The sequence below is a fragment of the Desulfogranum japonicum DSM 18378 genome, from assembly GCF_000429945.1.
Classification (GTDB): Bacteria; Desulfobacterota; Desulfobulbia; order Desulfobulbales; family Desulfobulbaceae; genus Desulfogranum; species Desulfogranum japonicum.
Window position 1 is genome coordinate 11413 of the sequence record NZ_AUCV01000031.1, and the last position, 15132, is coordinate 26544.

Below are 15132 nucleotides of genomic sequence, written 5' to 3' on the forward strand. Positions count from 1 at the left end.
CAAAAGATATGTTTAATAAAGTTTTAGTCGCCAACCGTGGTGAAATAGCCTGTCGAATCATACGAAGCCTCAAAAAGATGGGAGTTGCATCTGTTGCAGTATACTCGGAAGCTGATGCCTACTCTCAACACGTCACCGATGCAGATGAAGCCTATTGTATTGGTGGCGCCCAGGCTGCCGAGAGTTATCTGGTGGGTGAGAATATTCTGGCGATTGCAAAAAAGACGGGCGCTCAGGCAATTCATCCCGGTTACGGATTCTTGAGTGAAAATAGTAGCTTTTGTGAAAGATGTGAACAAGAGGGCGTTCGATTCATTGGACCGACCATCAGCCAGATGGAGGATTTCGGTCTTAAACACCGGTCCAGGGAGCTGGCGGAACAATTCGGTGTCCCTCTGGTTCCCGGCTCATCGCTGCTCGATTCAGCTGAGATGGCATTGGCTGAAGCAGACCGGATAGGTTACCCGGTCATGCTGAAAAGCAGTGCTGGCGGCGGCGGTATCGGTATGGCCCTTTGCCGGGATGACAAAGATATTAGCGAAAATTTTGAACGTATTAAGCGGCTCGGCGAAAATAACTTTAATGATGGTGCCGTATTCCTGGAAAAATGTATCGAGCACGCCCGCCACGTTGAGGTGCAGGTCTTTGGTGACGGCAAGGGCAAAGCCCTGATTCTAGGAGATAGAGACTGTTCGGTTCAGCGCAGAAACCAGAAGGTGATTGAAGAAACACCGGCACCGAACCTGCCTGATTCCGTGAGAGAAAAGCTGCACAGTTCCGCCAAACGACTGGTTGAGGGCGTTGCCTATCGCTCAGCCGGAACGGTCGAATTTGTCTATGACAATGATACGCAGCAGTTCTATTTTCTCGAGGTCAACACCCGGCTTCAGGTCGAGCACTGTGTTACAGAAGAGATATACGGGGTTGATCTGGTTGAATGGATGATTCGTCTTGCAGCCGGTGATTTGGATGATCTTGATACCATGCAATGTGCTGCCAACGGTGCTGCCATTGAGGTTCGTCTTTATGCCGAAGACCCAGGCAAAAATTATCAGCCTTCAACCGGCGTATTGACGGAGGTCGTTTTCCCGGAAGATGTGCGGCTTGAGAGCTGGGTGACAGCGGGAACAGAGGTGAGTGCCTTTTATGATCCGCTGCTGGCAAAACTCATTGTTCATGCAAAGAATCGTGAAGAGGCGGTGAAGAAGCTGCGGAAAGCGCTTGATGAATCGTCCTTATCTGGTCTTGAAACCAACCTCATCCTGCTGAGACAGCTTGCTGCCAGTCAACCGTTTGTCGTTGGCGACTATACGACCAGGATGGCGGACAAGATCACCTATTCGGCTCCGACGTTTACGGTGCTGCGACCGGGGATGCAGACCACCGTCCAGGACTTTCCCGGACGCACCGGCTACTGGGCAGTTGGCGTGCCGCCATCCGGGCCGATGGACAGCTTAAGCCACCGGTTGGCCAACAGGGTTGTCGGCAATAGTGAGGAGGCTGCCTGTCTTGAGATTACAGCAAGCGGCCCTGAGATAGAATTTAATACCGATTGCCTTATTGGCGTGACCGGGGCCGATTTTAAAACCACCCTTGATGGTGAAAGGGTCGCCCTTTACACGCCGATTGCAGTGAAAGCTGGTATGGTGTTGAAATTCGGTGTTTCCATCACCGGGCAGCGTGGCTACCTGGCAGTGCGTGGCGGGATTGATGTGCCGCTTTATCTTGGCAGCCGGTCGACCTTTACCCTTGGCCAGTTCGGCGGTCATGGCGGGCGCGTTTTAAAAAGTGGCGACGTATTGCATATCGATTCGCTGATTGCAGGTGCCCCGATGTCTCTTGATGCTGAAGAACAACCGCAGTTAACCTCACGCTGGGAAATAGCTGTCCTGTATGGTCCCCATGGCGCACCTGATTTCTTTGATACGGAAGATATCGAGACTTTGTTTTCCACCGATTATGAGGTGCATTACAACTCTAGCAGGACTGGCGTTCGTCTGATTGGCCCTGCCCCCAGGTGGGCCCGTGAAGATGGCGGTGAGGCCGGGCTTCATCCATCCAACATCCATGATAATGCATACGCGATTGGCACGCTGGATTTTACCGGCGACATGCCGGTTATCCTCGGCCCTGACGGTCCAAGTCTTGGCGGTTTTGTCTGTCCGGTAACCATTGTGGCCGGTGAATTATGGAAAATCGGCCAGCTACGTCCCGGTGATAAAGTCCGCTTTATGCAGGTTAATCTCGAAACAGCTATCAGGATTGAGCAGGTGCAGGAGGAGCTGATTGAGCAATTTCAAACAAAAACCAGCGTTCAGCTTCCAGAAGACATGAGGCCGGAGAATGATTCACCGATTGTTTATACCTATGAAGTAGAAGGTGAAACCCGTGTTTTCAGGCGTGCCGGTGACAAATACCTGTTGATCGAATTTGGTGAGCTGGTTCTTGATTTGCGGCTGCGTTTTGCTGTTCACACCCTGATGCTTGAACTGGAGCGCCTTGCCCCTGAAGGGATTATTGATATTACACCGGGAATTCGCTCGTTGCAGATCCACTACGATAACCGTGTACTGCCGCTTGAAAAGTTAATTGCGCTTGCTGTGCAGGCAGAAAAAAATGCAGCGGGAAAAGGAAAACGAAAAGTTCCGGCCAGAATCGTGCACCTGCCGCTCAGCTGGGATGATGAAGCAACCCATAAGGCCATTGAAAAATACACCCAGTCTGTTCGGGCCGATGCACCGTGGTGCCCATCAAATATTGAGTTTATTCGACGCATTAACGGTCTTGATTCAGTCGAGGACGTAAAAAAGATCCTCTTTAGCGCGAAATACCTGGTGATGGGTCTTGGCGATGTCTATCTCGGTGCTCCGGTGGCGACACCGGTTGACCCACGCAACAGGCTGGTGACGACAAAATATAACCCGGCCAGAACATGGACGGCTGAAAACAGTGTCGGTATCGGCGGCGCCTATCTCTGTGTCTACGGCATGGAAGGCCCTGGGGGCTACCAGTTTGTCGGTCGTACCATTCAGATGTGGAACCGTTACAACGTGACCAGGGAGTTTGAAGAGGGAAAACCGTGGCTGTTACGGTTTTTTGACCAGATCAGGTTTTATCCGGTTTCCCACGATGAATTGACCCAGATGCGAAAAGACTTCCCTGCCGGTCAGGTGGGGCTGAAAATCGAAGAGACCGAGTTTGACCTTGATGAGTATGAAAAGTTTCTGGAAGAAAACCGGGAATCGATTCAGCAATTCAAGTCAAGGCAGCAGAATGCCTTTGAGGCAGAACGACAGGACTGGATTGAAAAGGGGCTGCTCAACTTTCAGGCTGATGATTCGCACGCAGGCGATGCCGATTCGGAAGCAACAGTGTTGGCCGGTTGTGAACCGATTGAAAGCGAGGTGGCCGGCAGCTTGTGGAAGGTGCTTGTCAGCGAAGGGCAATCGGTTGCAAAGGGTGAGACAGTTGCGATCATTGAATGCATGAAAATGGAATTCAACCTGATGGCACACTGTGAGGGAACGGTTAAACAGCTTTTCTGCGCTGAAGGTGATGTCGTTGCATCAGGGCAGCAGCTGCTGGCAATTGATCCGGCTTAAGAGAGGGGAATATGAATCTTTGTATACACAACCTGAAAGAACTGTACCGCAAGGGAAGCCTTACTCCCGAACAGTTATGTCAACAGCTGCTGAAAAAATGTAAGGAGGAAACTTCCCCGGTCTGGATTTATCTGTTGAGTGAAAATGAGCTGGAGCCCTACTTGAACAGATTAAAAGAGTTCAGGCCGGATGAACTTCCACTGTATGGCGTACCCTTTGCCATTAAGGATAACATTGATTTGGCCTTGGTGCCTACCACAGCAGGTTGTCCGGCTTATGCCTATACACCGCAGAAATCTGCCTTTGTGGTGCAGCGTTTGATTGATGCTGGTGCTATTCCTCTTGGCAAAACCAACCTTGATCAATTTGCCACCGGGCTGGTGGGGGTACGTTCACCATATGGCGCGGTTAATAACAGTTTTGTTCCTGAATATGTTTCGGGCGGCTCAAGCAGTGGTTCTGCTGTAGCCGTGGCAAAGGCGATGTGCAGTTTTTCGCTGGGAACCGATACCGCCGGATCAGGCAGGGTGCCGGCGGCGTTCAATAATATTTTCGGGGTGAAACCAACCAAAGGCCTGCTCAGTAACACAGGGGTTGTACCGGCCTGCAGATCGCTTGATTGTGTCTCTATCTTTGCAGGGACGGCTGAAGATGGAGAGAGGGTGCTATCGGTTGCTGCGGCCAATGATGAAGCTGATCCGTTCAGCAGAAAAGCTTCAAAAGGCTGTAAACCAGAAACACTTGCTCAGAAGTTTACTTACGGCGTACCGCAAAAAAGGCAGCTTGAATTTTTCGGTAACAAAGAATACGAGCAAAGCTTTTATGCAAGCCTTGAACTGCTCGATAAGTTAGGCGGCAAACGGGTTGAAATTGATTTTTCATCCTTTCTTGATGCGGCAAAACTGCTCTATGAAGGGCCGTGGGTTGAAGAGAGAACGGTGGCAGTGGGGGATTTCATCAAAAATCATCTTGATGAGTCTGATCCTGTTGTTGCCGAAATTGTTGCCAAGGCAAAGAGCAGCAGTGGAGCCGAGCTGTTTCAGGCAATCTATACACTGCAGGCGTATAAATCCAAGAGTGATACCGTTTTTGAATCCGTTGATCTTATTGTCACGCCAACGGCCGGCACCTGTTACACCATTGAAGAGGTGCAGGCTGATCCGATCAGGTTGAATTCCAATCTCGGATACTACACCAACTACATGAACTTGCTCGATTATTGTAGTCTTGCAGTGCCAACTGCAATAACCTCAACAGTACCCTTTGGCATTACCCTGGTGGGGCGGGCTTTCACCGATGAAATGCTCTTGGAGTTGGGCGAAAAGATCCACCAGTTGACCGGGTTGCCTCTAGGTGCTGGAACAGAGCAGCCTGTTTTTCACCAGGATAAACAAAAACAGACAGAGAGTGATGTGGTACTTGTTGCAGTGTGCGGCGCACATCTGCAGGGCTTGCCGCTCCATCATCAATTGCAGGCTCTCGATGCAACATTCATCGAAAAGACAACAACATCGAAAAGCTATATGATGTTCGCTCTTGAGACCAAACCACCGAAGCCCGGTCTGATTCGCAATGAATCAAAAGGGCGGAAGCAGGTGGTAGAAGTGTATTCTCTTTCCAAAGAGAATTTCGGCAGTTTTGTTTCTTTTATTCCCCATCCCCTGGGGATCGGGAAGCTTGAGCTTGCAGATGGCAGCTGGGTTTCCGGTTTTATTGCCGAGCCGGTGGTCGTCGAACAGGGGGGTGATATTACCTCTTTCGGTGGCTGGAGAAACTATCTTTCAAGCTTATAGCGGATGAGGTGATACGTAATCGTTTTTTGCATCGGTGACCTTATCTTTCACTCCTTGTAGATGGAGCGCGGCACCTTGGATGGCTTCATAAGAAAGATGAACAAAACCGCCATCGCCTCTCATCTGGTGACCGATCTCCAAAAAGACTTCACTGATGAAGGAGAGTTTATAGAAAACGTTTGGAGGTTGTCGTCAGTTTTCTGTTGTTGCTCTCTGTTCACGCCTGCACTTCATCGTTTATATAAAGGTGACTATTCATAAATTCTCCAACAGACTCAGAGAAATCATGAACACCGACTTGTTGCATGCCTAACCGAAAATGGATCACATGATAGGCCAGCTAATAGATTGGTAGGTGCTCAGAGAGTCTTTAGATTATCTGCTGAGACTGATCCTCAGGTGATTGCCGAACATCGCGAGGAACATGATCATTTTGGAATCTATCGGCAATACTAAGGCATAGGTATTGTCAAGAGTGTGCGTCATTTAATGTACGGATTAATACGTCGTCGTTAAATTCGATATTGACTAGATTTATTTTGGGATGATAGTATGTAAGTACAATACATACGGTTGTCATGTCATAGGCAACATCTTCGCGAGCTTTCAGGCTGTTCGCGGCAGGCGATCTTGGTGACCGGATACACACGACGCGGGAATAGAATACTATTTGTGACAGCGGTTGGTCGGGCACGTCAGTCATGCCAAAGCGTACAAAAGTCCATGGGGCGGATACACGTTGCATTGGGATATACACGATGTAACCCCTCACTGGGGGAGATGGCTCATTTTGAAAGTCTCCAGTATTTGTAACAGGTTACAGGGTTTTTGAGGTCTTTCCAACCAGGCTGGCGAAGCCTATTGTGCATGCGCAAGCCAGGCTGATTATGGAAAGATCAGGCGCACTGTGAGCAGTTGCCAAACGATAATGGTTTGCCAATTAGCACTCTTGTTACCTCGGCATCACTACATGACAGCCAGATACCAATTCCATTGATCAGGCAGACAGGTGAGAATGTGACTTATCTTTACAAAGTCTCTCGCTGCTTGCTTATCTCTTTGAACGATTGCGATGTCAGGTATAGGTAGGCTAATGGAGTCTGCGCTTACCTGCTCAAAATCGAGCTAGTCCAAATATGAAGCACCTGCGGTCAGTTGCAGTTTGGAGGTGAGTGAAAAAAGAAGATACAGACCCCTTGGTTAATTACTAGAAGTCAGCCGAAGCCATGGGCATGTTCAAATTAGTAACACAAATGGATGTGAACAAGAGCTGTTCCCTATGGCTCCGTTCGAAGCGTAACCGTATACAATTCGCTTCTGTGCAGAATGGGAAAGCTGTCCATTGAAACAAGATGTTAGCGTTACAAATATCATAGTCAAAGGACAGGTAAAGGTTTCCTTACACTTGATGTTTGAGTTGTCACCCCGTTGTTAGACAGTGTCTGTTCATAAATGAGAATTTTTGTTTGAGGGTAGGGCTTCTTTAAAATTTTATCACAGGCATGTTTTTGATATTCTGAGATAAAATTTTGAAGCTAATACATCTGCGGGCAAACAGGCTATTTATGGATAGGCCTAGATATATGTCTCCACCTTTTGTACTAGGTTGTCAAAGATGATTTGGCCACGTTGAATAAGATTGATCGTCGGTCATTTTTATAAAAGACTCTACAATAAGGAGTAATACCGTGGTGAAAATAACTTATATGAGCCAACTAGTGAAGAGCAATGAGTGTCATCCCTTACGTTCATGGATGTACAGAATCCTTCTTATTGCCATTGTCGTAGCATCATGTACGACCACATCTTTTGCTGAGGACAAGGTCGTCGTTGTCCCCCTTTGGAGGAATAAAGCAGTGGCCAGCGGTCCAATTAACTGGAAAGACACCTGGGCTGCCGACACTACCTACCAGGAGGGAGACGCCGTTTTTTATGATGGCAGCAGCTATTACTGTAACACGGGGCACACTTCGAGTGCTTTAACACCGCCACCTAATGCGAACTGGGATATGATGGCCCAGCAGGGCGATACCGGTGTCCAAGGTCCAACAGGTGCCCAGGGGGCTGCTGGTGCCGAAGGTCCGACAGGTGCTCAAGGCCCAACCGGTGCCCAAGGTCCAACCGGCACCCAAGGTGCTGCTGGTGCCCAAGGTCCAACAGGTCCTCAGGGTGATGCTGGTGCCCAAGGTCCAACAGGCGCTGCTGGTGCCCAAGGTCCAACAGGTGCCCAGGGTGATGCTGGTGCCCAAGGTCCGACCGGTCCTCAGGGTGATGCCGGTGTCCAAGGCCCAACGGGTCCCCAAGGCTCACTGGGGCCGCAGGGTGCTACCGGTCCTACCGGTGCCACCGGAAACACAGGGCTAACCGGTCCCACGGGCGCAACCGGTGTTACTGGTGTTACCGGGGTAACAGGAGTCACCGGACCCACGGGTCCTGGTTCTTCATTGGCGTTTACCAATGCAGCTGGTCCTATAGCGGTGTTCCCGCCGCTTAGTACAGAAGTAACAATAACCAGTGTCACGCTATCTGTTGTTGCAGGTGAGGAGTTGAAGATTGACTACAGTTCAGTGGTGGACTTCGTTACAACTGCGAGCTGGAGTTTCACATATGAGGCTCGTCTCTACCGTGACGCAACGCTTATCAATACGCATACGCTGAATGCAAGCCAGGCTACGGCTGGTACCCAGTCGATACCGACTGTTGGAACCTATGTGGATACCGCACCTGCCACATCAGCGTCGTCCACCTATAGTCTACGCATTATCGTGACAGCCTCTACCAACATCACCTCTGCAAGTACCGGCAGCAACATAAATATGAATATTGTAAAATACTAAAGGGGTTTTCATTTGAACTGTCAGGTGGTATCCCGCATTTCTCAAGACCTTTTGAGTAAAGGGCTAACTGACTGAATCGAAGTGTTTGCTGAGTTTCCCTGAAAAACAATCTGTTTTTCAGGGAAACTTAAAAAGTCTACATGGAGCGAGCAGATTTTACAGTACCTGCTTTGTTGCCGAACATGTACAGCTAAGCTTGGACTCCGCTAGTTCGTGCCTGTCCATAAAGAGTCTTTTCGGAGTCTCGTTCCTCGCTTACCTTTCCAATTTTTGCATTATACTTAAAATTTTACCCTCGAAATGTGAGGTATATATCTCTGGTAAAATTAATAGCACGGCCTAAATATGAACAAAAATCCTGAGTTATGGACAGGCGCTCGTTCACTCCGGTTGTATATCCGGTGACTCGCATCTACTGCAAGATATACCCGGGGGAAATCCGGGTAAGTTGAGTAACAAAGGGAGCAAATCAATGCAGCCTGTCATCCCCTTGTTTATATGCTTCCCCGAATTATGGTCAACTGTCTGGAGCCGATTATATATCCGGCAGGAGCTATATTCCAGTCAGTACCGCCCATGGAATTGCTGAGTGAAACAGGTGTGGTAATCAATTACTCAGCTCCGGCTGCACTTGTTACCTCATTTTCAGATCAACTCCTCCAGCGTTTGTGTTTGTGCTAAGTAGTCAAAGATGATTTGACCACGGCAAGCAAGATTGATCGTCGGTCATTTTTACAAGAGACTCTACAATAAGGAGTGAGACCGTTGTGAAAATAACTTACACGAGCCAACCAGTGAAGAGCAATAAGTGTCATCCCTTACGCTCATGGATGTACAGAATCCTTCTTCTTGCTCTTGTCGCAGCATCATTTTCGACCACATCCCTTGCTGAGGACAAGGTCGTCGTTGTCCCCCTTTGGAGGAACAAAGCAGTAGCCAGCGGTCCAATTAACTGGAAAGACGCCTGGGCTGCCGACACTACCTACCAGGAGGGAGACGCCGTTTTTTATGATGGCAGCAGTTATTACTGTAACACGGGGCACACTTCGAGTGCTTCAGAACCGCCGCCTAATACGAACTGGGATATGATGGCCCAGCAGGGCGATACCGGTGTGCAAGGCCCAACGGGTGCTCAAGGGCTTCAGGGGCTGCAAGGTTCTACGGGCGCCCAAGGTATTCAGGGAATACAAGGCCCAACTGGAGCTCAAGGACTTCAGGGAGTACAAGGTCCAACGGGTGCTCAAGGTATTCAGGGAATACAAGGTTCTACTGGGGCTCAAGGGCTTCAAGGCCCAACAGGTGTCACCGGAAATACAGGGGTGACCGGTCCCACAGGGGTAACCGGTCCCTCCGGGGCAATCGGAGATGCCGGTGCGACAGGCCCCACTGGAGCAACTGGAGCCATTGGCATTACTTGGCAACAGACATGGACCAATGCGAGTAAGTCGTATGTTATAGGTGATGCAGTCGAGTATATGGGAAGCACTTATATCTGTGTCGAGGCCCATGATTCAAGTGACAGTGACAAGCCCTCTGAAAGTGTTAAATGGGACCTGATCGCTCAGATGGGTGCAATAGGGGTAACCGGCGCCACTGGGGCTGATGGGGTAACCGGCGCAACCGGGCCAGAAGGGGCGACTGGATCTGCAGGAGCTATCGGAGCAACTGGAGCCACCGGAGCCACCGGAGCAGCTGGGGCAGATGGAGCAACCGGCGCAACAGGAGCAGCAGGCTCACCAGGCGTTGAAGGCGCCACCGGAGCCACCGGAGTCACCGGCCCAACAGGTCTACAGGGTGATGTCGGCGTTACAGGTCCCACCGGTCCTACTGGATCTTTAGGCGTTGTGCCCTATGCATTAATAACAGACAACACAACTCAACTTCCTGTTGCCGCTAATACTGCTACCCAGGTAACCTTATCCACCAATCAAGCGCTAAACAGTATCTTACACACAGCTTCCAGCGGAGTTATAACGTTTCAGGTAACTGGCCAATATTTAATCAATTTGTCAATGCAGTTATCGCAAACAGCTGCACAGTCGACTACTGTTAACGTGTGGATTCGAAAAAATGGAACAGATATACCTGATTCCAACAGAACACGTACATGGAACAGCGCAACAGATGTGGAAACCATGTCTTCTTTTTATATTCTTGATGTGACGGCAGGTGATACTCTGGAAGTCTACCAATCTATTAGTGCCATTGGTAGAAATGCCGGGCTTTATGCTTTTACACCAGCAGGCCAGCCTGTTGTGCCTTCCATTACTGTTGGTATCAGCTATATTAGTGATTAATTCTTGCTGGATCGTAACTGCTCACAGCGCACCTGATCTTTCCGCGATCAGCCTGGCTTATGTATGATCCAATACGCTGTACCCCCCATATGAGTGGTTACGCTGGATCATTGAGACCACTGGCCAGTCCAGTGGTCTTGATGATGGCTTTCTCTTTATAAACCAAGAGAAGTGTAGCGAAAGCATTCTTTTTTAAAGCGGGCTTAATGTTCGCAACCTAATATTTCACATGTAAAGAGTCGCTTATTTTGTATATTGAAGAAAGGTGCGATCATCGATTATTCAGCTCCAGTAGATATTTCCAGGCAGGATCTGCTTCAGCTGGCTCTGGAACTCGCCAAAATACAGCTCCAGCGATTTGCCAGAGGAGCATTCCTGTTATTGACCTGAAAAGCTCGATACAGAGCTTTAGGGGTACCGAAAAAATAAATTGTCCAATCTTGCTTGTCTCTTAACTCGGTAATTTCGTCGCGTCAATGGCTCAATACGGTCGGTATGGAACCATTGACGCGACGACGTTACCAAACCGATATTCTACGCAATTTTTGGATATTTATCATTTTACGCGGTCCTTATATTCCCAGAGACGCGAGATCTGGTTTGCTCTGTAGAAGCACGCCCAGTAATGACCTGGGGCAAAGCAATGGGTTACGTACCCCGTGATCAGTTACGAAGAAAGCTACACGGTATATGCCGGTGCCAAATACTGCATCACTGCTTTCTGGAAAGTGCCACTTGCAGATTATTTTTTGCCAGTTGATAGTCAGGATTGATTTTTAGAGCTGTCCGGCAGGCATCTTCAGCCTTTTCCCATGCAGACATAGCATTGTACGCACTGCAGATATTGTTATAGGCCGGAACGTAGTCCGGTTGCAGTTGAAGTGCTTTCCTGCATGCGGTGATACATCGTTGATATTCACCTACTTTATAGTACTTTAAACTGAGGTTCAGGTAAGTACTTGCCTGTGGATTTCTGTCCAGTATTTTTTCATAGCTGATGAGGCTGTCAAGAGACGTTTTGTCGGCTAGCACCAGGGTATGATAAAGTTCTATGAATTTACTGTAATTGGGACTGATTTCCATGCCTTTTTCCACCAGGGCCAATGCCTCTTCTGATCGTGATCTCTCATGAAGAAAACGGCCATAATAATAATAGCAGGAAGGATTCAAGGGGTGGTATCGCAGTGCATTTTTAAAATGCTGTTCCGCCTCTTTCGGCCTCCCTGTCGCATTTTGTAAAATGGCCATATTGATGTGAGCATATGACCAGCGAGGCATCATTTCCAGTGCTTTCGCAAAATGCTTTTGTGCTTCCCGGTAGTTGCCTTTTTCCATTAAGGCAAGGCCGTAGTTCATTTGAACTCTTCCGTTATTCGGCGCTTTTACAACAGCATCCTTCCATAACGATTCTGCAGTCTCCCAGATAATATTTCTCTGATAGGTCCCATACGCGTGGAGACCTATGAGCAGCAGTACTGAGATCACGACGGCTGGTAGAGTAATTCTACGCCTTGTCTCATCCTCACGTAACCGGATAATCTGCAGAGATATCCACCAGCCTGATGCCAGGACTAAACCTAGATAGGGGAAAAACGTTCGGTGATCATTGGCGAGTTGTCCGAAAGCAAAAAAACTGGACGTTGGGGCGAGAGCAAAGAAAAACCAGAGAATACCGAAGGAAATAGGCCGTGTTTTCATCTTTCTCGAAGTGGCAACGGCAATACTCAGCAGGATCAGGATAAGCCCAAGACTCAGCCAGACTTTACGGTCCCAGTAATTCGTTATCAGAGAGAAATCCGTGTCCACACTCAGGTCTAAAGGAATGATAAAATTGCCAATATAATGGGCAATTATGTACCATTGGGTGACAAAATAATCCCAGGAGATATCTAAGTGCCAGGAGGGCAGATCAAGCAGAGACCTGGCAGTATCAGCATCGCCGGTTGGCAGCAGACTTTGCTGTCGGGTTACTTTTCGTATAAGGGAAAACACCAAAATACCGAAAAAAAGTATAGGTGCAGATTTTTTAATGAGATGAGCATTTTTTTTGAAATTTTTTATAATCTGTAATGGCCCCCATAAAGGCATATTTTCCTCAAACAACAGAATATAGAGGATCAGCAGCGGAACAAAGATTAATCCGGTCTCCTTCGTTCCCAGGCCGACAAGGAAGGTGAGATAATGCAGGCGGAACACTCTGGTTTTGGGATACAGATAGAGGATAAAAGATGCAACAATCATCAGGGTCGAGAAAGAGTCTGAACGCATGATGATGTAATTAATGGTTTCAGCATTTGCCGTATGCTGCATAAAAAAGGCGGTTGTGAAAAGAGCAAACCAGTTGTTCCACCTATCCTTGAAAGATATGTCAAAAATGTGTTTGAAAAAATAGTACAGTAAAACTCCCAGGATAAGATAACTGAGAAAAATGGATAGATGAAAAACAACCGGATTCAGTCCGCCTCCTAGCCAGTAATCAATAGCGTTGAGCGAAACCAAAACCGGATTATAGGTTCTGTTGTCAGGATTGGTGCCGAAGGTTTCTATGTCTGTAAAGAATAGGGGAAGATTGGATATTTTTTGAATGTGGATATTGTTAACAATCGTATGAATATCATCGAAATAAAATCCATTGGTAAAATGGTTCGCGTAGCTTGCACAGAGGAGAAGAAGGAAAGCCAGCACAGCGGCGCCGAACAGATATTTTTTTAAGCTCATTTTTCAAAAAATATAGTTATATTGAATGAGAAATTAGGCGGCATCTGCAAGAGAATACATCTGTTTTACAGGGTTGACCCGATAATATCAACTTTCACACATCATGTATTTTTTATGTCTGCCTTTTCGGGCAAACAAGAAAAGACGTAAGTGATTACAGGTGCACCACGCAGTCTCCCGCTGGTCGCTTACCTAACCTTGAGCAAAAGAACGGATTTATGGACAGACTCCTAGCTTATAACATCTTTCCCCAGAACATTTGTTGCTATAACACCGCCGATGAGAAAGGGAAGCGTAGTTAAAACTCTGTCAATTGCCGCGGCGGCCGCCGCATGTTCCATTGGAATACCTAGCATTACTAAAAGAGAGGTTAAACTCAGGTCACGAACTCCTAATCCCATAGGAACAAATGAAAACAGCCCCGCCACATAAGAAAAAATTACAGCACCAAACAAAGGTCCCGGAGCCACGCTGACTCCCAGCGCATACATAATAAGGGACATTCGGACAAGAACTACGATATCGAGAACAATCAACAAGAGAAGCATTGCAAACAACGGGATACCTTTTGCGTTAGTTAGCAGTTTTCCCGCGTTTCGAAGGTGTTCGACGAAACGACCACGTATTCGACGGACTATGACGTAGAGTAGCCCAAGGGTAAAAAAAACTCCGACGAATAGCAATCCAGCCATCATTGGCCCTTTTACAGGGGGGATTTGCTGGCGTAGCGTTGGCCCAAGCCAAAGAAATCCTGAAACAATGCAGAGTATAAGTACAGAACCATACCCAATAACACTTTCGAGCAAAACACCGCTTGCAGAAGCAGTGTAGGACACTCCAAGAATCTTCTTTTGCAGAACTGCCCGAATGGGGATTCCCGCCGGAAAAGGCATGGTCGAATTTGCTGATGTCGAGAAGGTCGATATCCATAGCATGGTAGTATAAGGAGTCGATTGACCTATGCTTTTCAATGCGAAAATGGGGATTCCCGGAGCTAGTAGCTGCTGAAGCATAGCGGCACAAAGAGCGAGAGCGAGCGCCCAGCCATGAAATATATATTCGCTTCCCTCGTCAACGGAAATATATAGCCTATAAAAAATTACGCATGCAATTGCAAAAACACCAATCGTAATTCCCCATAATGCAATCTGCCTTTTTCTACAATTCATTTGATAAACTCATGGTTGTCGCGAACACAAAGAGTTTATCCTTCATGTAATACAAATTACGAGTTCGCGACATCTTTAGTACAGAAAATCTGATACGCATATTCGGGATGTGATTTTGTATACAACTGGGTCATTCTGGAAACTAAAAACCAAAAAAATTTGGGGGACCATTTAATTCTCGATCCCGATCCTCTCAGCTTTTTCCATCCGTTAAAGCCCTGAACCCGAAAGCCCATAGTGGTCATCTCCTGCGCATCAAAACCAGATAAATGCTCCTGATGTCTGTTATCGCTATGACTCATCTGAGGCACAAAACCATTCGGCGTTGAAATGATGACCTTTTTCTTTGCAATTTTCTCCATCTGGTCGAGCAATGAAACAGCTTCTTCTTTGGCAAGGTGTTCTATTAACTCAATTGCAATGACACAATCGAAAGATTTATTTGAAAATCTGTTGCCGATGTCTCTTGCATCCATGTCGAGATATTTCTTGTGGATACAAGAACCTCGTGCTTCGGTTATTGATTGCCTGTGCAAATCGATTCCTACGGTTACAGGAATCTTTTGAGAAAATTTTTCTATAGGGGAATGCGTACCACATCCGATATCAAGCAGAGATTGACAATTCCCTACTATTTCTTTTTCAAGAAATTGAATAAGTTGCCCTCTGCCAAAAAAAGTTGTGTCTTGTAAATGTGTTATAAGAGATGAATTCAT

At 47.6% G+C, this 15132-nt stretch carries 7 protein-coding genes; 4 read left to right on the forward strand and 3 right to left on the reverse strand.

All coding sequences use genetic code 11. The annotated features are described in order from the left end of the window. Positions 1 to 8: 8 nt before the first annotated feature. From uca to G493_RS32280, 4 genes are all read left to right on the forward strand, one after another. Positions 9 to 3602: an urea carboxylase gene (gene uca, locus G493_RS0114450; RefSeq protein WP_028580970.1), complete on the forward strand. Its 3594-nt coding sequence runs from the start codon at positions 9 to 11 to the stop codon at positions 3600 to 3602. An 11-nt stretch (positions 3603 to 3613) separates the two neighbouring features. Continuing rightward, complete coding sequence (atzF, locus tag G493_RS0114455) at positions 3614 to 5395, forward strand: allophanate hydrolase (RefSeq protein ID WP_028580971.1); 1782 nt, start codon at positions 3614 to 3616, stop codon at positions 5393 to 5395. Between the two features lie 1688 nt (positions 5396 to 7083). Further along, the gene (locus G493_RS34670) at positions 7084 to 8232 is read left to right on the forward strand and encodes a carbohydrate-binding protein (protein ID WP_269746319.1); all 1149 of its coding nucleotides are present in this window, start codon (positions 7084 to 7086) and stop codon (positions 8230 to 8232) included. Positions 8233 to 8999: 767 nt separating this feature from the next. Further along, positions 9000 to 10529, forward strand: a complete 1530-nt coding sequence (locus tag G493_RS32280; protein WP_205623691.1) for a carbohydrate-binding protein — start codon at positions 9000 to 9002, stop codon at positions 10527 to 10529. Positions 10530 to 11240: 711 nt separating this feature from the next. Here the strand turns inward: G493_RS32280 and G493_RS0114485 are convergent. The 3 genes from G493_RS0114485 to G493_RS29395 form a co-directional block, all read right to left on the reverse strand. Beyond that, complete coding sequence (locus G493_RS0114485; RefSeq protein ID WP_028580973.1) at positions 11241 to 13247, reverse strand: tetratricopeptide repeat protein; 2007 nt, start codon at positions 13245 to 13247, stop codon at positions 11241 to 11243. Between the two features lie 230 nt (positions 13248 to 13477). Beyond that, entirely contained in the window at positions 13478 to 14416 is a 939-nt protein-coding gene (locus G493_RS0114490) for a lysylphosphatidylglycerol synthase transmembrane domain-containing protein (protein ID WP_028580974.1), read from the reverse strand. 56 nt (positions 14417 to 14472) lie between these two features. Then, positions 14473 to 15132 (reverse strand): class I SAM-dependent methyltransferase, encoded by a 660-nt coding sequence (locus G493_RS29395; RefSeq protein ID WP_051309321.1) that lies wholly within the window; start codon positions 15130 to 15132, stop codon positions 14473 to 14475.

Coding starts and splice junctions, on each gene's coding strand:
- uca (WP_028580970.1), top strand. CDS start 9: ATGTTTAATAAAGTTTTAGTCGCCAACCGTGGTGAAATAGCCTGTCGA.
- G493_RS0114485 (WP_028580973.1), bottom strand. CDS start 13,247: ATGAGCTTAAAAAAATATCTGTTCGGCGCCGCTGTGCTGGCTTTCCTT.
- atzF (WP_028580971.1), top strand. CDS start 3,614: ATGAATCTTTGTATACACAACCTGAAAGAACTGTACCGCAAGGGAAGC.
- G493_RS0114490 (WP_028580974.1), bottom strand. CDS start 14,416: ATGAATTGTAGAAAAAGGCAGATTGCATTATGGGGAATTACGATTGGT.
- G493_RS29395 (WP_051309321.1), bottom strand. CDS start 15,132: ATGAATTCATCTCTTATAACACATTTACAAGACACAACTTTTTTTGGC.